This window comes from Pseudomonas sp. KU43P (genome assembly GCF_033095865.1).
In the GTDB taxonomy this organism is placed as follows: Bacteria; Pseudomonadota; Gammaproteobacteria; order Pseudomonadales; family Pseudomonadaceae; genus Aquipseudomonas.
Genome location: NZ_AP019365.1, coordinates 2,316,811 through 2,339,585 on the forward strand (window position 1 = coordinate 2,316,811; position 22,775 = coordinate 2,339,585).

Genomic DNA, 22,775 nt, shown 5'->3' on the forward strand with positions numbered 1-22,775 from the left:
AACCCCATCAACTCAGCAGCGTCGCCCAGGCCGACACCAGCAACATCCCCGCCAACCCCCGGTTGAACCACAGTAATCGCCCCGGTGCCTGCAGCCAGCGCGCACTGCCCACCCCCAGCAAGGCCCATGCCGTCATGCACGGCAGGGCAATCAGCAGAAATATCAGCGCCAACAGCCACACCGGCAGTGCCGGCGCGGCAAACACGCCAATCACTGCCACGGCCATCATCCACACCTTCGGGTTCACCACTTGCAGGGAAGCGGCGCTCCAGGCATCGAACGGCTTGTCTGCGCTGATATCCAGCGGATGCCGTGCGCTTCTCAGAATGCGCCAGGCCAGCCAGCTCAACCACAGCACCCCGGCCCAGCTCATTAGTCGCTGGGCCAGGGGATGGCGCAGCAGCAACTCACCAAGGCCTAACCCGACCAGCAGCACCACCGCCGCCGCTGCAGCGCAGCCCGCCAGGATCGGGGCTACGCTGGCGCGCATGCCTTGATGTGCGCCATGGGCAAGGATGAGCAAGTTGGTCGGCCCGGGGCTGATGCTGGCGACCAGGGCGAAAAGCATGAATGGCAACAACGACTGCGACATGGTGAACGGCTCCAAGTGATCAGAGCCCCATGCTCGGCCATTGTTGCGGGTCAGTCTGGAAGGTTTGAGCAGCGGCGCCGGTAGTTGGCCGGGGTCAGCTGGTAGGCGCGGCGGAACCAGCGCCCTAGGTGGCTCTGATCGGCAAAGCCCAGGGCCATGGCCACTTCGCTGGGCGTCTGGCCTTGGGCGAGCAGGTGCCGAGCCCGGGCCAGGCGCAGCTGGATCAGATAGGCATGCGGAGCCAGGCCGAACGCGGCCTTGAACGCCCGAGTCAGGCGGAAGCGGTCGACAGCACAGGCCTGGGCCAGGTCGTCGAGGCTGATGTCCTGGTCCATGTGGGCATGCAGATAGTCCCGCGCCCGCTGGGCCGTCAGCGGCAGGCGCGGGTCGGGGTCGAGGCGCTTGCGCCAGTGCAGGTGGCGGGTCAGGCAACTGAGCAGGTCATCGGTGGCGGTTTGCTGAACGATGCGCAACTCTTCGCCGTGCACGGCCTGGAAGGCGCGGGCGGTGGCGCCGGCCAGGTGCAGGTCATGGCACAGCGGGTCGGCGATGCTTGGCAGGCTGTCGCTCGGCGCCTGCTCGAACAGTGCGCGCAGCTCGGTTTCCAGCCATTGCGGCTGCAGGTACAGGGTTGAGTAGGTGAAGCCTTCTTCGGTCGGGGCGTGGCCATTGTGGATGTCGCCGGGTTCGAGCAGAAACACATGGCCCGGCGTGCTGTGGTGGCGCACCTTGCGGCAATCGAACTGCTGCACACCTTGCTCGGTGAAGCCGACCAGGAAACTGTCGTGCCAGTGCGGGTCGTAGGCATGGCCGACGAAATGCGCACGGACCGACTCGATGCCGGTGACGGCGTCTTGCTTGAGGTCGATCCAGTTGCTCATGACGGTGTGGCTGCTGTTGTACAAGGCAGTACACCTTACCGTGGAAGGCGTGCCCGGGTTTAGAACATTTGTGCAGGCTGCAGGGCGCTAAAGCGCTCGCGCAGCCACAAGTGCAACTGGGAGACCGCAGGCGAAAGCTGCTTGCGATGCGGGCATACCAGGGTCACCGGGGTGAGCTCGCCGGGGTGGTCCGACAGCAGCACTTCAAGCTCGCCGGCCGCCACGTTGGCGCTGACATCCAGCCACGACTTGTAGGCAATGCCTTGGCCCAGCAGGGCCCAGCGCCGCACCACATCGGCATCATCGCTGAACAGCGGGCCGCTGACCTGCACCGTGCGGTTGCCCAGGCGCCACTTGTCATAGATGCGCCCCAACTGCAGGTACAGCAGGCAGGCATGCTGTTGCAGGTCGTCCAGCTGCTGCGGGCGACCATGGCGCGCCAGGTAATCCGGAGAAGCCACCAGCACCCGGCGGTTCCATGGGGCCAGGGGCAGGGCGATGTAGTTGGCTTCTTCATTGAGGCCGTAGCGAATAGCCACGTCCACTGGGTCGCGGAACAGGTCGGCGACCTGGTCGGAGAGGAAGAAGCGCAAGCTCAGGTCCGGGTGCTCACGGCGAAAATCGCTCAACCATGGCAGCAGGATATTGCGGCCAAGGTCTGAAGGCGCCGACACCTGCAGCACGCCGCGCAGCGAGCTGTGCGCACCGTGCAAATTGTCGCGCCCCTGGCGCAGGCTCTGCAGCACGTTGAGCGCGGTGGGCAGGTACAGCTCACCTTCGGCGGTCAGGCGCAGGCTGCGGGTGGTGCGGGCGAACAGGCGGACGTCGAGATCGCGCTCCAGCCGCTTGATTGCAGCGGCTACCTGCCCGGGCAACAGGTCGGCCTCATGGGCTGCAGCGGTGAAGCTGCCCAAGGCATTGCTGCGCACGAACAGTTCCAGGTCGGTGATGCGGAGCATTTTCACTCCAGGAGGGAAAGTGTTCCTGTATTTTGCCGGTTTTTCTTATCTGCAGGAAAGATAGTATGTGACACAAATCCTCTTCCTTTGATTGGAGTTACCGCATGGACACTGTTTCCCTGGCCAAACACCGCTACACCACCAAGGCCTACGATGCCACGCGCAAAATCCCCCAGGCCACCATCGATGCCTTGCTCGAGCAGCTGCGCCACAGCCCATCGTCGGTCAACTCGCAGCCCTGGCACTTCATCGTCGCTGACACCGCCGAAGGCAAGGCCCGCCTGGCCAAGAGCACGGCCGACGGTTACGCGTACAACACGCCGAAGATTCTCGATGCCTCCCATGTCATCGTGTTCTGCACCCGCACCGAGATGACCGAAGCGCACCTGGACACGGTGCTCGACCAGGAAGCCGCCGACGGGCGTTTCCGTGACGAGCAGGCTCGCGCCGGGCAGAACCAGAGCCGTCGCCATTATGTGAACCTGCACCGTTTCGACCAGAAAGACCTGCAGCACTGGATGGAGAAACAAACCTACCTGGCCCTGGGCACCGCGCTGCTGGGCGCCGCTGCTCATGGCCTCGATGCCACGCCGATCGAAGGCTTCGACAGCAAGGTCATGGACGCCGAGCTGGGCCTGCGCGAGCAGGGGTATACCAGTGTGGTGGTGCTGAGCCTGGGCTACCGCAGCGAGGCCGACTTCAATGCCGGGCTGAACAAGTCGCGGTTGCCGGCGGCGAAGGTGTTTACCTTCCTGTAAGTCAGTTGTTGGCGCTGCTTGCCCTATCGCCGGCAAGCCGGCTCCCACAGGTACTGCACTGTTTTCTGGGGCAGCGCATCATCTGTGGGAGCCGGCTTGCCGGCGATAGGGACGGTCATGCCAACACATCCGCTGGGCCGGGTTTCACCACAGTGCAACCGCCCCCGCCGCAACCGCCCGCCCAAACACTTCGATCGCCTTGTCCACCTCAGCCTCGCGGGTAAACCGTCCGATACTGATGCGCACGCTCTTGCGCGCCCGCTGCTCATCCATGCCCATGGCCAACAGCACATGCGACGCCGCGTTGCTCGCAGAATTGCACGCCGAGGTGGTCGACAACGCCAACTCGCTGGCCAGCGCCATGCTGTTGAACCCTGGGGCTTCGATGCACAGGTTGAGCGTGTGGGGAATGCGTTGCTGCGGGCAGCCATTGAGGCTGATCCCTGGCAGTGCCAGCAGCCCTTCACGCAGCCGTTTTGCCAACTGTTCCAGGCGCTGATGCTCGCTATCACCCGGCTGGCCGGCAAGGGCGAAGGCGCTGCCCATGCCGACGATCTGATGGGTCGGCAAGGTGCCGGAGCGCAGGCCACGCTCATGGCCGCCGCCGTGAATCTGCGCACGCATCAGTTCACGCGCACGGGGCCCGACGTACAGCGCGCCGATGCCCTTGGGGCCATACACTTTGTGCGCCGAGAACGACATCAGGTCGACCGCCAGGTTTCTCAGGTCGATGGCCAGTTTACCTACCGCCTGGGCGGCATCCACGTGCAGCAGCGCGCCATGGGCTCGCACCCGCTCGCCGAGGGTGGCGAAATCGGTGACAGTACCCAGTTCGTTGTTGACCGCCATTAGCGACACCAGGCGAGTATCGGCGCGCAGTGCTGCCTGCACGGCATAGGGCTGGATCAGGCCCGAAGCATCCGGTGCCAGGCGGGTGACGCCCCAACCTTGGCGTTCCAGCTCATTGATGGTATCGAGCACCGCCTTGTGTTCCAGCTGGCTGGTGATCAGGTGGCCAGGCTGGCCGATGCCCTGGGCGATGCCTTTGAGCGCGAGGTTGTTGGATTCAGTGGCGCCCGAGGTCCAAACCAGGTCATCGGCGCCGGCGCCGACACGCTCGGCCACTTGCTGGCGGGCCTGCTCCACAGCATCGCGGGCCGCTTGGCCGTAGGCGTGGCCGCTGGAGGCAGGGTTGCCGAAATTCACGTGCTGCCCGAGGCAGGTGAGCATGGTTTCGATCACCCGGTCGTCGACCGGGGTGGTGGCGGCGTAGTCGAAATAGAGCGGGGCGCTTGGCATGGGGACGGGTCCGTGGCTGTCAACGTGGAGTCGGTGATCGTTGCAGCAAGCGTATCCGCCCCAGACGAGATATTTTTGTCTTTTGGCTGACGCTTTTTCGAAAATGGTAGAAAAATTTTCTCTTGTCCAATGTATGGGTGGAAAAATTTTCAGGCCTGTACCAGTGCCCGCTCTTCCTCGGCCACTACACGCTCGCACAGCTCGATTATCTGCTCGCGCATCCAGCGGTTGGCCGGGTCCTGGTCAGTGCTTTCGTGCCAGTAGAGGTGGGTTTCCAATGGCGGCACCTCCACCGGCAGCGGGTGGTAACGCAAGTGATGGCGGCGAGCGAAGCGCTCAGGCACGGTCATTGCCATGTCAGTCTGTTGCAGCACCTGGGACGCCATCAGGTAATGCTGCGAGCGCAGGGCGACCTTGCGTTGTACGCCCATCTTGCCCAGGGCCAGGTCGACGTAGCCCAGGCCGTTGCGGCGGCTGGAGATATGGATATGGGTCATGCCCAGATAGGCATCGAGGGTAAGCTTGGCGTCGGCCAGTGGGTGGCCTGGGCGCAGGGCACACACATAGCGGTCGTGAATCAGCTTGACATGGCGCACCTGAGGGTCGGTGTTCAGCGGCGCATCGACAGCGAAGTCCAGGCGCCCGGCAGCCAGTTCCTTGGTGGTTTCTCGGCGCTTGCACAAAAAGCTTTCGATCAGCACCGCCGGGGCCAGGCGGCGCAGGCGCTGGAACAGCGGCGGCAGGATCACCGCCTCGGTGAGGTCGGTCATGCTGATGCGGAAGGTCTTGTTGGCCTGCTGCGGGTTGAAGATGCGGCTTTCCTGCACCGAGGTGCGCAGCAGCGCCAGGGCATTGCGCACCGGGCCGATGATGTTTTGCGCCATGGGCGTGGGCACCATGCCCTGCGCGGTGCGCACGAACAGCGGATCGTTGAAGGTTTCGCGCAGACGCGAAAGCGCGTTGGATACCGCAGGCTGGGTGATGCCGACGATTTGCCCGGCGCGGGTCAGGTTGGCTTCGGTGTAGATCGCGTCGAAAACGATGAACAGGTTGAGGTCGACCTTGCTGAGGTTCATGGCGCCGCTCTTTGTTGGAATTATTGGCCGATCATATATCGGTTATGAATGTTTATACACGTAGAAAATAGACTAGGTGGATCGAGGCCGGCTGCTCTAGGCTCTGCCCATGTACTTCCAACCGTGAAGGTAGCCCCGATGGATTTCGCCTATTCGCCCAAGGTTCAGGCACTGCGCGAGCGTGTCACCGCGTTCATGGACGCCCATGTCTATCCCGCAGAAGCGGTCTTCGAGCGCCAGGTCGCCGAAGGTGACCGCTGGCAGCCCACTGCGATCATGGAGGCGCTCAAGGCCAAGGCCCAGGCCGAAGGCCTGTGGAACCTCTTCCTGCCCGAGTCTGAATACGGCGCCGGCCTGAGCAACCTGGAATACGCGCCGCTGGCCGAGATCATGGGCCGCTCGCTGCTGGGGCCGGAGCCGTTCAACTGCTCGGCGCCGGACACCGGCAACATGGAAGTGCTGGTGCGTTATGGCAGCGATGCGCAGAAGCGCCAGTGGCTGGAGCCGCTACTGCGTGGCGAGATCCGCTCCGCCTTCGCCATGACCGAGCCGGACGTGGCCTCATCGGACGCTACCAACATGGCCGCCACCGCCGTGCGTGACGGTGATGAGTGGGTGATCAATGGCCGCAAGTGGTGGACCTCCGGTGCCTGCGACCCGCGTTGCAAGGTGATGATCTTCATGGGCCTGTCCAACCCTGAAGGCCCGCGCCACCAGCAGCACTCGATGGTACTGGTGCCGACCGATACTCCGGGCGTGAAAATCGTACGGCCGCTGCCGGTGTTCGGCTACGACGACGCCCCTCACGGCCACGCCGAAGTGCTGTTCGAGAACGTGCGGGTGCCCTACGAGAACGTGATCCTCGGCGAAGGCCGCGGTTTCGAGATCGCCCAGGGCCGTCTGGGGCCAGGCCGGATTCACCACTGCATGCGTTCGATCGGCATGGCCGAACGGGCGCTGGAGCTGATGTGCAAGCGCTCGGTCGCCCGCACAGCCTTCGGCCGCCCGTTGGCGCGGTTGGGCGGCAACGTCGACAAGATCGCCGACTCGCGCATGGAAATCGACATGGCGCGCCTGCTGACACTCAAGGCCGCATACATGATGGACACGGTGGGCAACAAGGTCGCCCGCAGCGAAATCGCGCAGATCAAGGTGGTGGCACCGAACGTGGCGTTGAAGGTGATCGACCGGGCGATCCAGATGCATGGCGGGGCAGGGGTGAGCGGGGACTTCCCGTTGGCGTACATGTATGCGATGCAGCGCACGCTGCGTTTGGCCGATGGGCCGGATGAAGTGCATCGGGCGGCGATTGGCAAGTATGAGATCGGCAAGTATGTGCCGGCGGAGATGTTGCGTAGCGGGCGGTAGTTGCTGCTGATTCTCTTGCGGGACAGGCGCAATGCTTGTCCCGCATTACCTGTTAACGATGTTTTGAAGGATAGTTCTTCGCTATTTGGAGGAAGTTTCTATTTCTCGTTTGTGGGTAATTAATTCCCTGAGTTGCTGTTAGGGATGGTCTGAGTAGTACAAATCAGGGCCGCCAATCCCTTCCACGGTACAACCTGATCCATCACGATGAGGAACAACTCCTTGCAGGTTTTCTTGCGCTTACCGGCGTACTCGGCGTCGGCGAAGGTCATCTGCTTCATCGGAAAAATCGGGCAACGGGATCGGCGTATTTCACCAGATTTGGAAAGTCTTTTTCAGAATTTCCCTAGCAATCAAAATCAGAGCTATGAAATACAGAGCTGCCGGGAAAATGGCTAGAAATGCCCCATTGAAAGCCACGCTGAGACTGAGCAGCCCTACAACCAAAGAGAAAGCTGCCGGCGGAATACTCAGTGCAAAATAAGCAGCTCTACAAGTTGCCCCGCCACGTAAGCCTGGTCTAGCCAGAGACGCCGCAACGCAAAAGAAGGCCACGAAAAGCGTGAAGTAGAAAACGTACATCACAAAATATTCGTAGACCTGACCGCGCTCATCACCAGAGTCGAATTCCTTTCGAAGCAAGAGCCACAGTAGAATGTTTGCAAAACATATAACCACCAAGGGAGATAACCTTGCCAAAAACCCCTTTGCCATTTTGTCTCTTCCCTTGAAATGCGCGCTATCTCTAGAGCGCATTTGTTAAAATGCTACTTCCGAATCGAGATCGGGTATGACCCCTGAATTTCGATCGAGTACGGCTTAGCGTTAAGCTCTTGTTGAATCTTGGCTAAAATTGCGGTAGCAGCTTCTCCGAACGCACTGCGCCATGAGCCTGGGTTTGCGTCGTATGTGTCGTTGTAGGCACGAGCCTCACCATCAAAATTGACTCGGCCATCCGCAAATTTGGTGATCGTACCCTCCACCTTCAGCGTGATGTTGCCCAACCAAAGACCTGTCATCCAAGAATCATTGGCCGTATTGTACGGGATCTTGTCCAAAGAGACGCGACTGCTACCAACCGTTGCGCTAGCCAAGGCATTGTCGAGTGCTGAAATAGATTGAGCATTAAGGTTGAGTCCTAACGAATTGATACTCGTTTTCGCCACGCTACCTTCACCGTACATGAAGTGCCCTAAGGCCGCAACAGGCGTTAAGACGCTTCCCGAAAACTCAGTAGGCTGCGACGCCTCTGGCGGTGCCAGCGGATCTTTAGAGCCTACATACCAAAGTGCTTGGGCTGGTGTAGTGCCAGGGTTCTTGCACATGTAGGTGTCCGCCCACTTCAGTCCATAGCAATCCTTTCGGAACGATGGGTAGATACCGCCTGGGAATGTACCGTTAGTCATATTGGCTGCTTGCTCATTACAGAGCTTAATCACCATTTCACGCCACATACCCTGACCATAGTAATTATGGCGCTGGAGCATTTGACCGCGAAGAATATTAGCAGGGTTTGGCGATGGGAAAGGAAGACCACCGGAAGAGCTGTAACCTGGAGCAGTTGCGTTAACATTAATTGGAGGAAGTTCAATAGACATGATGGATCCTTTTAGTCGAGTGAAAGTCCACTTCTTCGGGACTTAGGGATCGCTCTTAGGCGATAGCTCGAGACTCAAGGTCTTCACATGGTTCAGCGTCCCGCACCGGGAGCACTTGATCTGGAGCTGGGCCACCCCACCTGCACGAGCGAGGAGGCGGTTGCAATTTCCGCAACGAATATCTCTAAGCATCTGCAAAGCCTTAAGTTTTTCAGCTAGGGATAGTCAGAAGTAGCTATGCCCCCCGTCGATTTTGAAAGAGGAAAATCAATCAAGCGCGATCAAATCACCTGCTCATTTCTCTGGGTGCTGAATTCAGCTTTGGCATCGACATTGCCCAGGAACACGATGGGCAGGTTGTCGAGGGTTACCGAGGGTTGGCCACCTCGGGCGAGATCCGGGCTGTCTGCCTGCAGGGACGATTGCACGCCGATGGTCCGGCGCCAGGTGGTGCTGCGGCCAAACCATTGGCTGGCGTAGCCGACGTCCTCCACCACTTTCTCTTCGCCGAAGATCGTGCGTACGTGGGTCATCTGACCCGCTTCGTTATAGAAATACACGCCGTTGAACAACACCGCCAAGCTACCCACGGCAAGTACCGGAATGGTAATGGCGGCGATGAGCCTGCGGCTGACGCGCAGTTGGGTGAAATCAGGGATAGGCAGTTTTTGCATGGGGCACTCCTTGTGCAGGGAGCGCGCATGCTGACTAAGAGGGAAGGAGTGCCACAATCAGTCGATTCTCATTGGGCTTGTAGGAAAGGTCGATTGTGGCGACTCGTTGATTCATGCTCGCAATTCCGGGTCCTTTTTCTTCGCCTCGGGCGTGGCGTTTTCATTCGACAAGGGGGCGGCAGGCTCGGCTTCCACCGCAGGTTTCTCCCCCCGCGTCTTGATCAACGACACCACCACCCCACCCAGCAACAACCCGAACGTCACCCCGAGCGACAGCAGCGCCGGCACCTTGCCGACCATGCCGTGATAGAAGATCTTGCAGCCGATGAAGATCAGCACCAGCGCCAGTGCGTACTTGAGGTACACGAACCGGTGCATCAGTGCCGACAGGGCGAAGTACAGCGAGCGCAGGCCGAGGATGGCGAAGATGTTCGAGGTGTAGACGATGAACGGATCCTGGGTGATGGCAAAGATCGCCGGCACACTGTCGACAGCGAACACCAGGTCGGCCAGCTCGATCAACACCAGCGCCAGGAACAGTGGCGTCGCATAGCGCAGCGCCTTGCTCTGGCCGGGTGGGGTGAGGCGCACGAAAAAGTGCGCGCCATGGATCTGGTCGGTCACGCGCATGTGCCTGCGGACGAACTTGAGGATCGGGTTGTTGGCCAGGTCCGGGTGGCTGTCTTCTTTCGACAGGGCCATCTTCACCCCGGTGAACAGCAGGAACGCACCGAAGAGGTAGAGCACCCACTCGAAGTTCTGCACAAGCGTCGCGCCCACGCCGATCATGATCGCGCGCAGGAACACCACGCCAAGGATGCCCCAGAACAGTACCCGGTGCTGGTAACGGCGGGGGATGGCGAAGAAGCCGAAGATCATCGCCATGACGAACACGTTGTCCATCGAAAGCGATTGCTCGACCAGGAAACCGGTGTAGAACTCCAGCGCCGACTGCGCCCCCAGCTCGTACCAGACCCACACGCCGAACAGCACACCGACGCTGAAGTAGCCCGAATACAGCAGCAGGCTCTCGCGCATTTCGATTTCGCGGTTCTGCCGGTGCAGCACGCCCAGGTCGAGTACCAGCAAGCCGATGACGATGGCCAGGAATACCAGCCAAAGCCAAGTGCTGGTGCCCAGGAACGGGGTAGTGAGGAATGTCTGCAGAGCTGTCATGAGCCCCTCCTTGAATGTCGACGTTGCATGGCAACAGTGATCCGACATGGCGGCGCGGTCGCCGTCAGAGGGGCCCGGTATCACATGGGTTTGAGCCTAGACCCATTGAGGCGTGATGCCGAATGGCGCGCTGTTACAAAACTTTGCCTGAAAGTACAGGGGTCAATGCACCCACCGGGCCCAATCGGCAATCCCTCGCGCCCGTTGCAGCAGTTCGCCAGCAGAGGCTTCACCGGTCACCGCCAGGCGCAGCCGGCCCAAGGCCCGGCCCTGTATGCGCTCGATCGACCCTTCAAGCAGCCGCACCTGCGACCCCAAGGCATTGGCCAATAGAGCAAGGTCAGGCTCGATACCTTTCACACCCGTGAACTGCAGTTCCAGATGCGCCTGCCCGGCAGCCTCTTCCGTAGCCTGGCGCGGGCGCTCATGGCTGGCCAGCAGCAACTGGCTCACCGAGTGCTGCGGCGCGCCGAACACCTGCCAGACCTCACCCTGTTCGACCACGCTGCCGTGGTGCAGCACGGCCACGCGGTCACACAGGTCGCGGATCACTTCCATCTCGTGGGTGATCAGGACGATGGTCAAGCCCAGCCGTTGGTTGATATCGCTCAGCAGCGCAAGGATGGCGCGAGTGCTTTGCGGGTCGAGCGCCGAGGTGGCTTCGTCGCACAGCAGGATGCTCGGTTGCAGTACCAGGGCTCGGGCGATTCCCACACGTTGTTTTTGCCCACCCGACAACTGCGCTGGATAGGCATCGGCGCGGTCGGCCAGCCCCACCAGTTGCAGCAGCTCACTGACTCTGCGCACGCGCTCCGGCGCCGGCACGCCGGCCATCTGCATTGGCAGCTCGACATTCTCAGCGACCGTGCGGCTGGCCAGCAGGTTGAAGTGCTGGAAAATCATCGCGACCTTGCGCCGCAACTGGCGAAGGCCGTTGCTGCCGAGCGTGGCAATGTCCTCGCCCTCGATCAGCACCTGGCCGGTGCTGGGCGTTTCCAGGCGGTTGATCAGGCGCAGCAGGGTCGACTTGCCCGCACCGCTGCGGCCAATGATCCCGAACACCTCGCCCTGGCGAATGTGCAGGTCGATGCCCTGCAGCGCCGACAATCCGCCATAGCGCTTGTGGACCCCGCGCAATTGCAGCTGCGCGGTTGCAGCCAGCACTTCTTGTGGAAAACGGGTCATGGGAGGTCCTCGCTGGTCAGAAACCCGGGGCGATCTGCCCTTTGTAGCGGGTCAGGATGAAGTTGCGGACTTCCGGCGAGTTCAGTGCCTTGGCCAGTTTCTGCAGGCCGTCGTTCTGCAGGTTGTCCGGGCGCGCCACCAGGTATTCGACGTACAAGTCCTTGCCTTTTTCGACGATCAGCGCGCTGTTGGTGTCGATGCCGGCTTCCAGGGCGTAGTTAGCGAACACGAACGCCAGGTCGACCTGCTTGACTGAGCGCGCCAGCATGGCCCCTTCGAGTTCGCGGATCTTGAAGTGGTGCGGGTTGGCAGTGATGTCACGCTGGGTCGACTGCGGATTGCTCGGGTCTTTGAGGCTGATCAGGCCGGCTTCGGCCAGCAGCACCAGAGCGCGACCGGTGTTCACCGGGTCGTTGGGGATGGCCACGCTGGCGCCGTCGGGCAGCTCGGCGAGGGTCTTGTACTTGGCCGAATAAGCGCCGAAGGGTTCGATGTGCACGCCAACCACCGGCACCAGGTTGGTATGGCGGGCCTTGTTGAAGTCATCGAGGAATGGGCGGTACTGGTAGTAGTTGGCATCCAGGTTCTTCTGCGCCAGTTGCAGATTGGGCTGGATGAAATCGTTGAATACCTTGATGTCGAGGTCGACCCCTTGCTTGGCCAGGGTGGGTTTGACGAATTCGAGGATCTCGGCGTGGGGCACCGGGGTGGCGCCGACTACCAAGTGTTCGGCAGCCTGTGCAGAAAAGCTGTGAGCGGCGATGAGTGTGGCAAGGGCAGCCAGGGTCTTTTTCATGGGAGGTTTCCTGAAGGTATGGAAGTCAGCGTCGAGTGAAGTGGCGAACGAGGCGGTCTCCGCTCATCTGCAGCGCCTGTACCAGCACGATCAGCAGCAGCACGGTAACCACCATCACGTCGGTCTGGAAGCGTTGATAGCCAAAGCGGATGGCCAGGTCGCCCAGGCCGCCGCCACCGATCACGCCGGCCATGGCGGTGTAATCCACCAGCACGATGGCGGTGACGGTGATGGCCGCGAGCAGCCCGGTGCGGGCTTCGGGCAGCAGGGTGTGCCAGATGATCTGGCGGATGCTGCCGCCCATGGCCTGGCTGGCCTCGACCAGGCCCCGGTCGACTTCGCGCAGAGCGGTTTCCACCAGCCGAGCGAAGAACGGCGTGCAGCCCACCACCAGCGGCGGGATGGTGCCGCGCACGCCCAGTGAAGTGCCAGTCAGCACCGTGGTGAGCGGGATCAGCACGATCAGCAGGATGATGAACGGCAACGAGCGCAGCACGTTCACCAGCGCCGACAGCACGCGATACAGCGGCGCATTGGCCAGCAACTGGCGTTGCCCGGTGAGGTACAGCAGCACCCCCAGCGGCAGCCCGAACAACACCGTGAAGCCCAGCGCCGCGCCGAGCATGCTCAGCGTGTCGATGCAGGCCTGGAGGATTTCCGACCAGTCCAGATTCGCAAGCAGCTCGTTCATCGCCGGGCCTCCTGGCGTAGCGTTGCCACTGGGTGCGGCGCGTGCAGGCGGTCGCCCTGGCCGAACAGCTTGTTGCGCAGCGTGCCCTCGGCGTATTCGCGCTTAAACAGTCCGCGTGCCTGAAGTTCCGGGACCAGCAGGTCGACGACTGCAGTGAAGGTTTCCGGGGCCACCACACTGGCCAGGTTGAAGCCATCGACGTCGGTGTCCTCGACCCACTCCTGCAACTGATCCGCCACGCTCTGCGCCGAGCCCACCAGTACCGGCCCGTCGCCGCCGATGGCGCAGTAGTCGGCGATTTCGGCGGTGGTCCAGGTGCGCGAGGGATCGGCCCGGGTGAACGCCTCGACGGCAGACTGAATGGCCTCGCTGGGCACTTCACGCAGCACCTGGTCTGGCTCAAGCTTGGCGAAGTCGATGCCGGTCCAGCCCGACATCAGGGTCAAGGCGCCGGTGGCGCTGGCGTACTCGCGGTACTCGCGCAGCAAGGCGAGGGCGGCTTTGTCGGTTGGCGCGACGATCACCGTCAATTGCTCGAAAATCAACACGCTGTCTGCGGCCCGGCCTGCCGCGACGGCGGCAGCACGCAGGTCGGCTACCTGCTTTTTCAGCACGGCCTTGCTCGGTGCGGCGACGAACACGCATTCGGCGTTAGCGGCAGCGAACGCCCGGCCACGGCTGGAAGCCCCAGCCTGATAAAGCACCGGTGTGCGCTGCGGTGACGGTTCGCTGAGGTGAAAGCCCGGTACCTTGAAGTAGGTGCCATCGTGCGCGATGCCATGCACTTTGCGCGGGTCGGCATACACGCCACTGGCCCGGTCGGCGCACACCGCATCGTCTTCCCAACTGGTTTCCCAGAGCTTGTAGCAGACCTGCAGGTATTCCTCGGCCAAGGCATAGCGCTGGTCGTGGCTCAATTGGTCACGTTGGCCGAGGTTGCGCGCACCGCTGGCCAGGTAGGAGGTGACGATGTTCCAGCCGGCGCGGCCTTGGGTCAGGTGGTCAAGCGTGCTCATGCGCCGGGCGAACGGAAACGGGTGCTCGAACGACACCGAGGCGGTCACGCCAAAGCCCAGGTGGCGCGTGGCGGCAGCCATGGCGGGCACCAGCTGCAGGGGGTCGTTGACCGGCACCTGGGCGGCGTTGCTCAAGGCGGCGTCGGCGCTGGCGCCGTACACGTCGTACACCCCCAGCACGTCGGCGATGAACAGGCCGTCGATGCAGCCGCGCTCCAGTGTTCTGGCCAGCTCCGTCCAGTAGTGGATGTCGGTGTAGCGCGTGGCCTGGTCCCGTGGGTGGCGCCACAGGCCGGGCGCCAGGTGGCCGACGGTGTTCATGGCAAAGGCATTGAGGCGAATCTGCTTGGTCATGGCGCGGGCCTCAGTTCCAGTCGTGGCGGGCCGGCTTGATGCCGTTCAAGGCCCAGTTGCCGACCAGGTGGTACTTCCAGCGCACCGGGTCGTGCAGGGTGTGTACGCGGGCGTTGCGCCAGTGCCGGTCGAAGTTGTGGCGGGTCAGTGAGGAACGTGTGCCGCCCAGTTCGAACAGGCGGTTGCTGGCTTCGATGGCGGCTTCGGTGGTCAGCACCTTGGCTTTGGCCACAGCCAGTGAGGCGGCGGCGACGTTGTCTTCGTCGGGCGCCGGCTTGGCGGCGTCCAATACTCGCCCGGCACGTTCCAGCAGGGCCTCGGCGGCTTCCTGGCGAATCTCCAGAGCGCCGACCTGGATGATGGTCAGGGGGTCATCGCTGGCGCGCTCCACCTTGGCATCGATCCACGGGCGGGCGTGTTCGCGGACGAAGGCGATGGTGTCATCCAGGGCTGCGCGGCCGATACCGGCATCGATGGCGGCGGTGGTCAGCTGGGCGAACGGGCCAGCCAGGGTCGGGCGTTCGTACGAGCGATAGCTGGGGAACAGGTTGAAGGCTGGTACGCGCAGGCCATCCAGCAGCACCGTGCCGCTGGAGGTGGTGCGCTGGCCCATGCTGCTCCAGTCGTCGACGATGACCAGCCCGGGGGTGCCACGTTGTACGAACGCGAGCTGGGCCCGGCCCTGATCGTCCAGGGCGAGCACGCCGAGCCAGTGGGCGTAGAGCGAGCCTGTGCAATAGCCTTTGCGGCCGTCGATGCGGTAGGCGTCACCTTCGGCGACCAGCCGGGTGCTGATGTCCTGCACGGTCTTGCCGCCGGTTTCCGAAAGGGCGTTGGCGAAGCGGTTGCCGTTCAAGGCCAGGTCGAAGAAGAAGCGCTTCTGGTCCTCGGTGCCTTGCAGGCGGATGTCTTCGAGCAGGCAGTAATGGTTCTGTGGGATCTGGCCGAGCGAAGGGTCGGCGGCGGAGACGATGGCGATCACCTGCGCCAAGGTGGCGAAGGACACTTCGGCGCCGCCGTAGTCACGTGGCACGGTGATGCCCCACAGGCCGCTGTTGGAGTAGGCGTCGACGATATCGGCGGGCACTGCGCGGTTGCGGTCACGCTCGGCGGCGCCCTCGCGCAGCAGGGCGGCGACGCGGTGAGCGATGTCGATGGCTTCGGCGTCATCGGTGATGACGTGGGCGTTGGGTTGGCGGATGTCGTAGTCCGCGCAGCGGATTTCAGTCGGCATGTTGACCTCGGAGACTGGATGGTTGAATCCATGTCTGCAGGGGCCATGCCAGAATTAAAAGCCTTTTAAATCAGCCGATTGGCGCAAAAAAACCGGGTTCTTGTGTTGCGCCGCATGAAGAAGTGTTGAAGGGCTGTCTGGGGTGCAACAGTTGCCGCTGCAACACTCAGGCGCCTGTGCGCCTCAGTACACCCACACTTCGACTCGGCGGTTGCGCAGGCGCCCCTGTTCCAGGTCATTGCCCGCCACCGGCAGTTCATCGCCCATGCCGGTCACCTCCAGCACCTCGACACCGTCGCGGGCCAGCTCACGGCGTACTGCCTGGGCCCGCAGGCGCGAGAGCAGGGCGGCCCGGCCTGGCGTTTCCTTGGGGTCGCCAAAGCCCACCAGCACGGCCTTGCTCTGCAGCTTGCCGGCCTGGCGCAGGTAGTCGGCCACCCGCTGCACATCGCGCAGGGCCTTGTTGTCGAGGCTGGCACTACCCTCCTGAAAGCGGAAGTTCACGCTCAGGCGCTGCGCCTGCTGGGCCAGGTTGCGGTAGCGCGGCGGCATGTCGCCCTGGGCCGGCACAGCTTGCGCGTTGATCTGCTGGGACACGAACCCTTGCTCGGCGACGATGGCCTGGCCGGCCGGGCTCTGTGCGAAGTCGGCAAGGGCCTTGGCCTGGGGCTTGGCATTGGCCGGCAAGTAGAGGTAGAGGCGCCGCGACAGGGGGTAGTCCTCACTGGCGACCAAGGGCCGTTCCGGCAGCATCGCCGGGGCGTCGCCTTCGGCGATCGCCAGCACCTTGGCACCGTGTACGGCGGCCAGGCTGCTGAAGCCGATGGCCTGGCGATCGGCGACCACCCGAGCGGTCAGCTCTTCGCTGGCCTCGAAGCGCTGCACCTTTGCCGCCAGCTCGGCGTGATGAGGGTCCAGTACCAGGGCCTTGAAGGTTTCGAACGTGCCGGAGCGGTCGTCGCGGGCATACAGGTGGATGTCTCCGCCGGCCACGCCGAGCTGTTCCCAGCGCTGGATCTGCCCGGCGTAGATTAGCGCCAGTTGCCGGGTGCTCAGTTGGGGCAAGGGGTTGTCCGGGTGGACGATCACCGCCACGCCATCGAGGCCGATGACCTGCTCGGCCCTGGCGGCACGCAAGTCGCCGAGCGCCTTGAGCTGCTGTGCTTCGGTGTCGCTGATTGGCCGCGAGGATGCCGCCAGATCGGCATCGCCGCGGCCCAGGGCGGCGAATCCAGTGCTTGAGCCGTGCGCCGCGATGTCGATGCGCAGCGGTTGGCCCTGATCATCGCGGGCGTTGATCACGGTCTCGTTCGCCACCGTACCGGAGCGTTGCTCGATGGCCGTCGCCTGCTGGGCACGCAATTGCCCCTGCACCAAGGCCGGCAGCAGGGCTGCGCCGATGGTGTTGGAGCCTTGCACGCGCAGGTGCGCAGGTTCGGCAATGGCCGTCAGGGATAGAAAGGGAAGGAGCAGGAGCAGCAGGCGCAGCATGCCGGGCAACCTTTGGCATAGAGTTGCCCGGCAGATTACGACGGTGGCGTGACCGAAATGTGACAACCCGGAGGGCCCTATCGCCGGCAAGCCGGCTTGCACAGGTAGATCACTGGTTTTGAATGTGGGAGCCGGCCTGACGGCAGCTACCGCTCAGGCACTGGCAACGGCGCCTCGCTGTTCCAGGCGCTGACGGGCCGGCTGAACAGGTTTTCGGTCTGGAAATGGGCCATGCGCCATTGCCCCTCTTCCAAGGCAAAGCGGACCGTCAGCCGTGCGGCGTTCAGGTGCGAGGCGCCATCGGCAAAGGTGCTGGTCTGCAGCATCACCCAGCGGCCCACGCCCTGATCGCCGTCCGCCTCGATCACTTCGCTGGTCAGAAAGTGCACGTTCAACGCGAAGTGCGCCGGGGTCTTCATGTAGGTGGCGAACATTGCCCGGATCGCCTCGCGGCCCCGGTAACCGCCAAAGCTTTCGGCATACTTCGCCCCTTTGCCTTCCCACACCGCGTCCTGGGTGAACAGTGCGGCCAGCTCGTCGAGTGGGGTGCTGGCGTCGAGCTGGTCGCACAGTTCCATGTAGCGATTGATGCACTCGCGAATCGCCTGCTGGCTTTCGAAGCCTTGCAGGCGAGCCATCAGGGCTGGGATATCGATCATCGGTGCAACCTCAGCAATTCTGATACAGGTTCAGCAACAGCCGCTCGGCCACCGCCAGCAGCTTCTCGTCAGCACCCTTGGCGGCCACCAGTTGCAGGCCGACCGGCAAGCCGGCCTCACTGCCTAGGGGAATGCTCAGGGCTGGGTGGCCGGACAGGTTGAACGGGCGCACCAGCGAGGTCATGCCCAGCACCGCACGGGTGTCGGCAGCCGCTTCGAGGCGCAGCGGGAAGTCGGGCATGGTCGGCAAGGCCAGCACGTCGAAGCTGGCCAGGGCCTGGTCGACTTCTTCGGTGAAGCGCTGGCGCACCGCTTCGGCTTCGGCCAGCGCACTGTCGGTGGTCTGGCCGGCAGCGGCCAGGCGTCCGGTGATATCAGCACCGACCTTGCCGGTTTCCAGCAGGTGGCCACAGCCCTCGAAGGTTTCGCGGTTGATCACCACCATGCCGGCGTCATAGGCCGCGCCGAAGTGCTTGAGCTCGACATTGCCCAGGGGCAGGCCGGTTGCCGTCAGTGCGCCATGCACCACCTTGTGAATGGCTGCCTCGGCGGTCACCCGCAGCACGCCGATACGGGCCTTGGCCGGCACCTGGGCGGGGACGAAGGTAGGGTCGATCATGCTCATGGCACGCACCAGCATCGGCAGGCTGGCGGCGAACGGGCCGACGCAGTCGAGGCTGCTGCGCGCCGGCATCACACCTTTGCGGCTGACACGGCCGAAGGTCGGCTTGAAACCGAACACGCCACAGCAGCAGGCTGGGATACGCACCGAACCACCGGTGTCGGTGCCCAGGCTGAAGTCGGCCAGCCCCGCCGCCACGGCGGCCGCCGAGCCACTGGACGAGCCGCCGGGAATGCGCCCTGGGAAGCGTGGGTTGGCCGCAGTGCCGGTGTAGTGGTTGATGCCGGTGGTGCCGAACGCCAGTTCGTGCAGGCTCACCTTGCCGGTCAGGCGCGCACCGTTGGCCAGCAAGTGGCCGACCACTTCGGCATGCCGTTCTGCCAGTGGTGCCTGCTCCAGCGCTTGGCTGGAGGCGCGGGTCGCGGTACCGGCGACATCGATGGTGTCCTTGACCATGACCCGGGGGCCGGCGCCGCCCAGGTCGAGGGTTTCAACGAGTATTGTCATTTTTATTCAGCCTTTCTCCGAAGGGATGCCGGACCACGGTCCAGCCGTTAACATGCGTGCGAATTACGTGAAATGTCAACTGAATATTCCAGCATTGTATGACGCCTGCCGGTAGCCAAATGCGTGGAAACGGCTATGATGGCGCGACTATTTCCGCACAAGTAGTGAATCGATGAGCAACTCGAAGAACACAGGCCACAGCCATCACGACCCGGCCAGCGATGAATTTCGCAAGGAAGATTTCCCTTTCTACTGGCTGGCCCGTGTGCATGGTCGCTACACCCAGAACATGGAGCGTCTGCTCAAGAAGATCGACCTCGACGTGCCGCGCTGGCGCGTGCTGTGGATCCTCAACGAGAACGGTGAATCGAGCATCTCCGAGATTTCCACCCACGCCATCGCCAAGCTGTCGACCATCACCAAGATCGTCTATCGCATGAAGGACGACGGCCTGGTGGAAACCTCCCCAAGCCCCGAAGATGGCCGGGTGACCCAGGTGCGCATCACCGAGGTCGGCCTGCAGAACATCGAGCGCATGCAGGACGTGACCCGTGAACTGTTCCAGCGCAGCTTCAAAGGGCTGACAGAAGCCCAGGTGCAACGGCTGAACCGCATGCTGGAAGTGGTGTTCCACAACCTGGAGACGCTCTGACTGCAAAGGGGCGCGCTGCGCCCCCGCCGATCAGAAGGTGCTGACGAAGACCACCTGGGTGTACAGGTTGTTGTTGTCGTTGCCCAGTTGCGTGCCGCCCTGTTCGAAGCTGCGCTCGGGTTGGTACAGGCCCACCAGCGGCACCACCATCAAGTGGTCGTTGATCGTCCATTCGGCGTACAGGTCCAGCTCGCGGCCGTCCGCATTGCCCAGGTTGCGGTCGATGGTGTCGAACTTGAACCACATGGCGCCGAGGTTCAGCGACGGGGTAGGGCTGACCGTCAGGCCGACCTTCTGAATCCGCGCATTGCTGTTGAACGGGCTGGCATAGTTGCCGGCCACCTCGCCTTGGAACCAGGTGCCCAGGCCGCGGCCGAGGCCGTAGAACAGGGTGTCGTACTGCTCGGAGAAGCGGCTGTAGCGGTAGCTGACGTTCGGCTGCCACGGCAGGTCGGCGAAGGTCCAGCCAGCCTCCAGGTACCAGGCATCTTCGGTGCTGGTGTGGGGTTTGTCCTGCGTGGCGTACTCGCCAGACAGGAACAGGTTCTCCACCCCGGCATTGCCTTGGCCGCGCAGGCTGTAGGTCTTCATGCCGTCGCGTTCCAGCTGCTGGGGCGAGGCGTATTGCTCGTCGACGTGGGTAGTGCCGACGTAGGTCAGGCCCACGGTGCCGGCGTCCGCCACGTGTTCCAGGGTGGCCACGTGCATTTCCGTGTTGGCCTGGGCGCGGTTGTCCGACTGCAGCCACATCACATCGCCACGCCAGCCTGTCTTGCCGCCCAGGCGCAGCACGGCGGTCTTGTCGAAGCTCTTGCGTGCGGCCAGGTAGTAGGCGCCGCCACGGTTGAACTGGCCGTCGGCCAGGCCGTGGCCGACATTGAGCGAGTCGCCCTGGATCAGGAAGCCGTCACCGACCGCGACCATCTGCTTGCCAAAGGACAGGTCGATGCCGTCCTCGCCCAGCAGCGGCACCAGGTTGCCGGACTTCCATCCCACATAGGCGTCTTCGATCTTGGTGGTGCGCTCGCTACCGTCGCTGAACCCCGCCGCATCGCCATCACCCCAGGTGGCGGAGCTGAGCAGGGCGAAGGCGCCATACATCGAGCCGGCGCCGCCCAGGCGCTGGTCGCCACTCAGGCCGTACTTGATATAGCCCTCGCGCCACGACTCGGAGCCTTCCTGGTCGCGGGCGATGGCGTAGCTTTCTTCACTGTGAAACGCACCGAACACCGCTTCGACATTGGCGTTGAGGTGGCGCTCGGCGTCGCCGTAGAGCTCCAGGGCGGACGCCTGCAGCGAGACCCCGGCCAGCACTGCGGCCAGGGTGAGACGGAACGGGCGGTGCAGCATGGTCTGGCTTCCTTTGTTATGGGTTTGGCAGAAGTTCCGAAGACATGCCAAGGATCATGCAGGAAGCCCCGACGCCAGTTTTTGCCCTGGCTGCCAGTTGTCTTTGGCAGCGTGCCAAAACGCCAAAGGCCCCATTTCGGGGCCTTTGGCGACTGCTTGCGGGGTTACTTGAGGCTGGCGAGGAAGCAGGTCACCGCCTGGCGTTCGGTAGCGTCGTGCAGGCCGGCATACGGCATGTAAGTGCCTGGCACGGCGGCCTGTGGTTGCTCGATGAAGGCGCTGATGCCTTGAGCGGTCCAGGCGGCCTGGCGCGACTTCATGGCTTGCGAATAGTTGGCGCCCGCCACGGTCCCTGGGGTACGGCCAAGCACATCGTGCAGGTTGGGGCCCATCATGGTCGGCCCGTTCTTTTGGGAGGAATGGCACGCCGCGCAATCACGGGCGAAAACTTGTTCGCCTTGCTGGGCCTGCGGGGCTGCGCATTCTTCAGCCAGTGCCAGGGGGCTGGCCAGAGCGGCGAGCAGGAATGGGGCGGCGAATTTGCGGAGGATGACGGTCGACATCAGTACGGTTCCAGGGTTGTTTCTTGTTGGTATTGAGTTTGATTGTGCGCCAGCTTGGCGCAGTAGGTTTTGCTGTGCCTGCCAGGCCGTTTGCCGGGGGTGCCAGGTCGGTTTGTGGGAGCCGGCTTGCCGGCGATCAGGCCAGAGCAGGCAACCGCTTGCCTTGAGCAGGCTGTTCGGGACCTATCGCCGGCAGCCCGCTCCCGCAGGGGGCGCAGGCGACCACTCAGTTGGCGTGGCGCTTGCGGTATTCCCCCGGCGTCATGCCGAAGCGGGCCTTGAACGCGGTGCTGAAATAGCTCGAATCGGAGAAACCCCAGGCATAGCCGAGCGACGAGACCTTCTGGTCCATGGCCGGGTTGCGCAGGCTTTCGGCGCAGAAGTCGAGGCGGCGGTTACGGATGTACTGGGCGATCACCAGTTCATGCTTGGCAAAGATGCGGTACAGGCTGCGCATGGAAATACCCACTTCGCGGGCAATGAACTCGGGGCTCAGGCCTTCGCAGGTGATGTTCTGGTCGATCAGGGCCATGGCCTTGCGGAACATGCGCTCGTGGCTGCCGGGTATCGAATCCTGGCTGATGGCCGGGCGCAACAGGGCGATCAGCGCGTCGAGCACCGCCAGGCTTTCGTTGTTAGCCATGTGCTGGGTGCGGCCGGCTTCGAGCATCATCTGCCGGGCCATGCTGGCCAGCGGCGTCTGCGCCTCGATGCGTTTGGCGCAGGCCACGCCGACGCCGCGGGTGCCGCTCTGCACCTGGGCGCGCGGCAGGATCAGCGACAGTTGCCGCGAGCGCTGGTGAAAGTGCATGTCCAGCGGGGTGCTGGCGTCGATCAGGGTGAGGTCGCCGGCCTGCAGCTCGATGCATGCCTGCTGGTGCTCGATGCGCGACGTGCCGGCCAGTTGCAGCACGGCGTAGTAGTTGTCGGCACCACTGGCGCGGATTTCTCGCTGGCCGCGGAACAGGTTTACCTGGGTCATGTCGACGATGCTCATGGAGATCTGGCCTACCTGGCATTTTTCCAGCTGGCCGACGAAGCCGGGGTCGAGCTTGCGACCGTTGAAGTGGCCGCAGGCTTCATTCACCTGGCTGAGCCAGGCCTGGAAGTGGTCGTCGGAAACACGGCTTGCAGGGGTCATGGATGCCTCGCACGGTATGACGTGGAACGGCTCGCTTGGGCGAACTCTTGGAATTTGGGTTATGCATTACTATTCACTTGAAAATTCAAGCAAAAATCGAGCCTGAATATAAGTATCGCTGACTGAAATAATT

Annotated in this window: 24 protein-coding genes and 1 pseudogene; 3 read left to right on the forward strand and 22 right to left on the reverse strand. The window is 63.0% G+C overall.

Translation table 11 applies throughout. The annotated features are described in order from the left end of the window. Window positions 1-7 precede the first annotated feature (7 nt). From KU43P_RS10560 to KU43P_RS10570, 3 genes are read right to left on the reverse strand one after another with little or no spacing between them, the layout of a single operon-like run. On the reverse strand, window positions 8-592 hold the full coding sequence (locus tag KU43P_RS10560) for a LysE family translocator (protein ID WP_317662880.1): 585 nt from the start codon (window positions 590-592) through the stop codon (window positions 8-10). Window positions 593-642: 50 nt separating this feature from the next. Next, window positions 643-1,473: an AraC family transcriptional regulator gene (locus KU43P_RS10565; protein WP_317663771.1), complete on the reverse strand. Its 831-nt coding sequence runs from the start codon at window positions 1,471-1,473 to the stop codon at window positions 643-645. A gap of 59 nt (window positions 1,474-1,532) precedes the next feature. Further along, a complete protein-coding gene (locus KU43P_RS10570) occupies window positions 1,533-2,432 on the reverse strand; it encodes a LysR family transcriptional regulator (protein WP_317662881.1) in 900 nt (299 codons plus the stop codon). Between the two features lie 104 nt (window positions 2,433-2,536). Here KU43P_RS10570 and nfsB point away from each other — a divergent pair, with 104 nt between their 5' ends. Further along, complete coding sequence (gene nfsB / locus KU43P_RS10575) at window positions 2,537-3,190, forward strand: oxygen-insensitive NAD(P)H nitroreductase (RefSeq protein ID WP_317662882.1); 654 nt, start codon at window positions 2,537-2,539, stop codon at window positions 3,188-3,190. Between the two features lie 144 nt (window positions 3,191-3,334). On the opposite strand, the gene KU43P_RS10580 is transcribed toward nfsB, so the two are convergent. After that, the gene (locus KU43P_RS10580; protein ID WP_317662883.1) at window positions 3,335-4,489 is read right to left on the reverse strand and encodes a cysteine desulfurase family protein; all 1,155 of its coding nucleotides are present in this window, start codon (window positions 4,487-4,489) and stop codon (window positions 3,335-3,337) included. A 149-nt stretch (window positions 4,490-4,638) separates the two neighbouring features. Next, window positions 4,639-5,565: a LysR family transcriptional regulator gene (locus KU43P_RS10585; protein WP_317662885.1), complete on the reverse strand. Its 927-nt coding sequence runs from the start codon at window positions 5,563-5,565 to the stop codon at window positions 4,639-4,641. A 138-nt stretch (window positions 5,566-5,703) separates the two neighbouring features. On the opposite strand from KU43P_RS10585, the gene KU43P_RS10590 reads away from it, so the two are divergent. Then, complete coding sequence (locus KU43P_RS10590) at window positions 5,704-6,933, forward strand: acyl-CoA dehydrogenase (protein WP_317662887.1); 1,230 nt, start codon at window positions 5,704-5,706, stop codon at window positions 6,931-6,933. A gap of 161 nt (window positions 6,934-7,094) precedes the next feature. Here KU43P_RS10590 and KU43P_RS10595 read toward each other — a convergent pair. The 14 genes and pseudogenes from KU43P_RS10595 to KU43P_RS10660 all read right to left on the reverse strand — a co-directional run. Then, window positions 7,095-7,214, reverse strand: a pseudogene (locus KU43P_RS10595) (IS5/IS1182 family transposase); the annotation flags it as partial. A gap of 31 nt (window positions 7,215-7,245) precedes the next feature. Then, entirely contained in the window at window positions 7,246-7,647 is a 402-nt protein-coding gene (locus KU43P_RS10600; protein WP_317662888.1) for a hypothetical protein, read from the reverse strand. A gap of 53 nt (window positions 7,648-7,700) precedes the next feature. Further along, window positions 7,701-8,531, reverse strand: a complete 831-nt coding sequence (locus KU43P_RS10605) for a lipid II-degrading bacteriocin (protein WP_317662889.1) — start codon at window positions 8,529-8,531, stop codon at window positions 7,701-7,703. Window positions 8,532-8,573: 42 nt separating this feature from the next. Further along, window positions 8,574-8,723 carry a Com family DNA-binding transcriptional regulator gene (locus KU43P_RS10610; RefSeq protein ID WP_317662891.1) on the reverse strand — a complete coding sequence of 50 codons (150 nt, stop codon included), beginning with the start codon at window positions 8,721-8,723 and terminating at the stop codon, window positions 8,574-8,576. Window positions 8,724-8,812: 89 nt separating this feature from the next. Beyond that, window positions 8,813-9,205: a hypothetical protein gene (locus tag KU43P_RS10615; protein WP_411567238.1), complete on the reverse strand. Its 393-nt coding sequence runs from the start codon at window positions 9,203-9,205 to the stop codon at window positions 8,813-8,815. Window positions 9,206-9,316: 111 nt separating this feature from the next. After that, window positions 9,317-10,381: a TerC family protein gene (locus tag KU43P_RS10620; RefSeq protein WP_317662893.1), complete on the reverse strand. Its 1,065-nt coding sequence runs from the start codon at window positions 10,379-10,381 to the stop codon at window positions 9,317-9,319. Between the two features lie 162 nt (window positions 10,382-10,543). Beyond that, window positions 10,544-11,566, reverse strand: a complete 1,023-nt coding sequence (locus KU43P_RS10625; RefSeq protein ID WP_317662895.1) for a methionine ABC transporter ATP-binding protein — start codon at window positions 11,564-11,566, stop codon at window positions 10,544-10,546. Between the two features lie 16 nt (window positions 11,567-11,582). Beyond that, complete coding sequence (locus KU43P_RS10630; RefSeq protein WP_317662897.1) at window positions 11,583-12,362, reverse strand: MetQ/NlpA family ABC transporter substrate-binding protein; 780 nt, start codon at window positions 12,360-12,362, stop codon at window positions 11,583-11,585. Window positions 12,363-12,387: 25 nt separating this feature from the next. Continuing rightward, on the reverse strand, window positions 12,388-13,053 hold the full coding sequence (locus KU43P_RS10635; RefSeq protein WP_317662899.1) for a methionine ABC transporter permease: 666 nt from the start codon (window positions 13,051-13,053) through the stop codon (window positions 12,388-12,390). Then, window positions 13,050-14,423, reverse strand: a complete 1,374-nt coding sequence (locus tag KU43P_RS10640; RefSeq protein ID WP_317662901.1) for an LLM class flavin-dependent oxidoreductase — start codon at window positions 14,421-14,423, stop codon at window positions 13,050-13,052. The genes KU43P_RS10635 and KU43P_RS10640 overlap by 4 nt, the downstream gene beginning before the upstream one ends. Window positions 14,424-14,433: 10 nt before the next feature. Next, on the reverse strand, window positions 14,434-15,657 hold the full coding sequence (locus KU43P_RS10645) for an SfnB family sulfur acquisition oxidoreductase (RefSeq protein ID WP_317662903.1): 1,224 nt from the start codon (window positions 15,655-15,657) through the stop codon (window positions 14,434-14,436). 183 nt (window positions 15,658-15,840) lie between these two features. After that, window positions 15,841-17,148 carry a phosphate ABC transporter substrate-binding/OmpA family protein gene (locus tag KU43P_RS10650; protein ID WP_317662905.1) on the reverse strand — a complete coding sequence of 436 codons (1,308 nt, stop codon included), beginning with the start codon at window positions 17,146-17,148 and terminating at the stop codon, window positions 15,841-15,843. A 146-nt stretch (window positions 17,149-17,294) separates the two neighbouring features. Next, entirely contained in the window at window positions 17,295-17,807 is a 513-nt protein-coding gene (locus KU43P_RS10655) for a nuclear transport factor 2 family protein (protein WP_317662907.1), read from the reverse strand. 10 nt (window positions 17,808-17,817) lie between these two features. Further along, complete coding sequence (locus KU43P_RS10660; protein WP_317662910.1) at window positions 17,818-18,936, reverse strand: amidase; 1,119 nt, start codon at window positions 18,934-18,936, stop codon at window positions 17,818-17,820. A 172-nt stretch (window positions 18,937-19,108) separates the two neighbouring features. Between KU43P_RS10660 and KU43P_RS10665 the strand changes: the two genes are divergently transcribed. Further along, complete coding sequence (locus tag KU43P_RS10665) at window positions 19,109-19,588, forward strand: MarR family winged helix-turn-helix transcriptional regulator (protein ID WP_317662912.1); 480 nt, start codon at window positions 19,109-19,111, stop codon at window positions 19,586-19,588. Window positions 19,589-19,618: 30 nt separating this feature from the next. On the opposite strand, the gene KU43P_RS10670 is transcribed toward KU43P_RS10665, so the two are convergent. The 3 genes from KU43P_RS10670 to feaR all read right to left on the reverse strand — a co-directional run bounded on the left by KU43P_RS10670 (window position 19,619) and on the right by feaR (window position 22,642). Beyond that, entirely contained in the window at window positions 19,619-20,938 is a 1,320-nt protein-coding gene (locus tag KU43P_RS10670) for a hypothetical protein (RefSeq protein ID WP_317662914.1), read from the reverse strand. Between the two features lie 164 nt (window positions 20,939-21,102). Further along, window positions 21,103-21,501 (reverse strand): c-type cytochrome, encoded by a 399-nt coding sequence (locus tag KU43P_RS10675; protein ID WP_317662916.1) that lies wholly within the window; start codon window positions 21,499-21,501, stop codon window positions 21,103-21,105. Window positions 21,502-21,727: 226 nt separating this feature from the next. Next, the gene (gene feaR, locus KU43P_RS10680) at window positions 21,728-22,642 is read right to left on the reverse strand and encodes a transcriptional regulator FeaR (protein WP_317662918.1); all 915 of its coding nucleotides are present in this window, start codon (window positions 22,640-22,642) and stop codon (window positions 21,728-21,730) included. Between the last annotated feature and the right edge of the window lie 133 nt (window positions 22,643-22,775).

Coding starts and splice junctions, on each gene's coding strand:
- KU43P_RS10560 (WP_317662880.1), bottom strand. CDS start 592: ATGTCGCAGTCGTTGTTGCCATTCATGCTTTTCGCCCTGGTCGCCAGC.
- KU43P_RS10565 (WP_317663771.1), bottom strand. CDS start 1,473: ATGAGCAACTGGATCGACCTCAAGCAAGACGCCGTCACCGGCATCGAG.
- KU43P_RS10570 (WP_317662881.1), bottom strand. CDS start 2,432: ATGCTCCGCATCACCGACCTGGAACTGTTCGTGCGCAGCAATGCCTTG.
- nfsB (WP_317662882.1), top strand. CDS start 2,537: ATGGACACTGTTTCCCTGGCCAAACACCGCTACACCACCAAGGCCTAC.
- KU43P_RS10580 (WP_317662883.1), bottom strand. CDS start 4,489: ATGCCAAGCGCCCCGCTCTATTTCGACTACGCCGCCACCACCCCGGTC.
- KU43P_RS10585 (WP_317662885.1), bottom strand. CDS start 5,565: ATGAACCTCAGCAAGGTCGACCTCAACCTGTTCATCGTTTTCGACGCG.
- KU43P_RS10590 (WP_317662887.1), top strand. CDS start 5,704: ATGGATTTCGCCTATTCGCCCAAGGTTCAGGCACTGCGCGAGCGTGTC.
- KU43P_RS10600 (WP_317662888.1), bottom strand. CDS start 7,647: ATGGCAAAGGGGTTTTTGGCAAGGTTATCTCCCTTGGTGGTTATATGT.
- KU43P_RS10605 (WP_317662889.1), bottom strand. CDS start 8,531: ATGTCTATTGAACTTCCTCCAATTAATGTTAACGCAACTGCTCCAGGT.
- KU43P_RS10610 (WP_317662891.1), bottom strand. CDS start 8,723: ATGCTTAGAGATATTCGTTGCGGAAATTGCAACCGCCTCCTCGCTCGT.
- KU43P_RS10615 (WP_411567238.1), bottom strand. CDS start 9,205: ATGCAAAAACTGCCTATCCCTGATTTCACCCAACTGCGCGTCAGCCGC.
- KU43P_RS10620 (WP_317662893.1), bottom strand. CDS start 10,381: ATGACAGCTCTGCAGACATTCCTCACTACCCCGTTCCTGGGCACCAGC.
- KU43P_RS10625 (WP_317662895.1), bottom strand. CDS start 11,566: ATGACCCGTTTTCCACAAGAAGTGCTGGCTGCAACCGCGCAGCTGCAA.
- KU43P_RS10630 (WP_317662897.1), bottom strand. CDS start 12,362: ATGAAAAAGACCCTGGCTGCCCTTGCCACACTCATCGCCGCTCACAGC.
- KU43P_RS10635 (WP_317662899.1), bottom strand. CDS start 13,053: ATGAACGAGCTGCTTGCGAATCTGGACTGGTCGGAAATCCTCCAGGCC.
- KU43P_RS10640 (WP_317662901.1), bottom strand. CDS start 14,423: ATGACCAAGCAGATTCGCCTCAATGCCTTTGCCATGAACACCGTCGGC.
- KU43P_RS10645 (WP_317662903.1), bottom strand. CDS start 15,657: ATGCCGACTGAAATCCGCTGCGCGGACTACGACATCCGCCAACCCAAC.
- KU43P_RS10650 (WP_317662905.1), bottom strand. CDS start 17,148: ATGCTGCGCCTGCTGCTCCTGCTCCTTCCCTTTCTATCCCTGACGGCC.
- KU43P_RS10655 (WP_317662907.1), bottom strand. CDS start 17,807: ATGATCGATATCCCAGCCCTGATGGCTCGCCTGCAAGGCTTCGAAAGC.
- KU43P_RS10660 (WP_317662910.1), bottom strand. CDS start 18,936: ATGACAATACTCGTTGAAACCCTCGACCTGGGCGGCGCCGGCCCCCGG.
- KU43P_RS10665 (WP_317662912.1), top strand. CDS start 19,109: ATGAGCAACTCGAAGAACACAGGCCACAGCCATCACGACCCGGCCAGC.
- KU43P_RS10670 (WP_317662914.1), bottom strand. CDS start 20,938: ATGCTGCACCGCCCGTTCCGTCTCACCCTGGCCGCAGTGCTGGCCGGG.
- KU43P_RS10675 (WP_317662916.1), bottom strand. CDS start 21,501: ATGTCGACCGTCATCCTCCGCAAATTCGCCGCCCCATTCCTGCTCGCC.
- feaR (WP_317662918.1), bottom strand. CDS start 22,642: ATGACCCCTGCAAGCCGTGTTTCCGACGACCACTTCCAGGCCTGGCTC.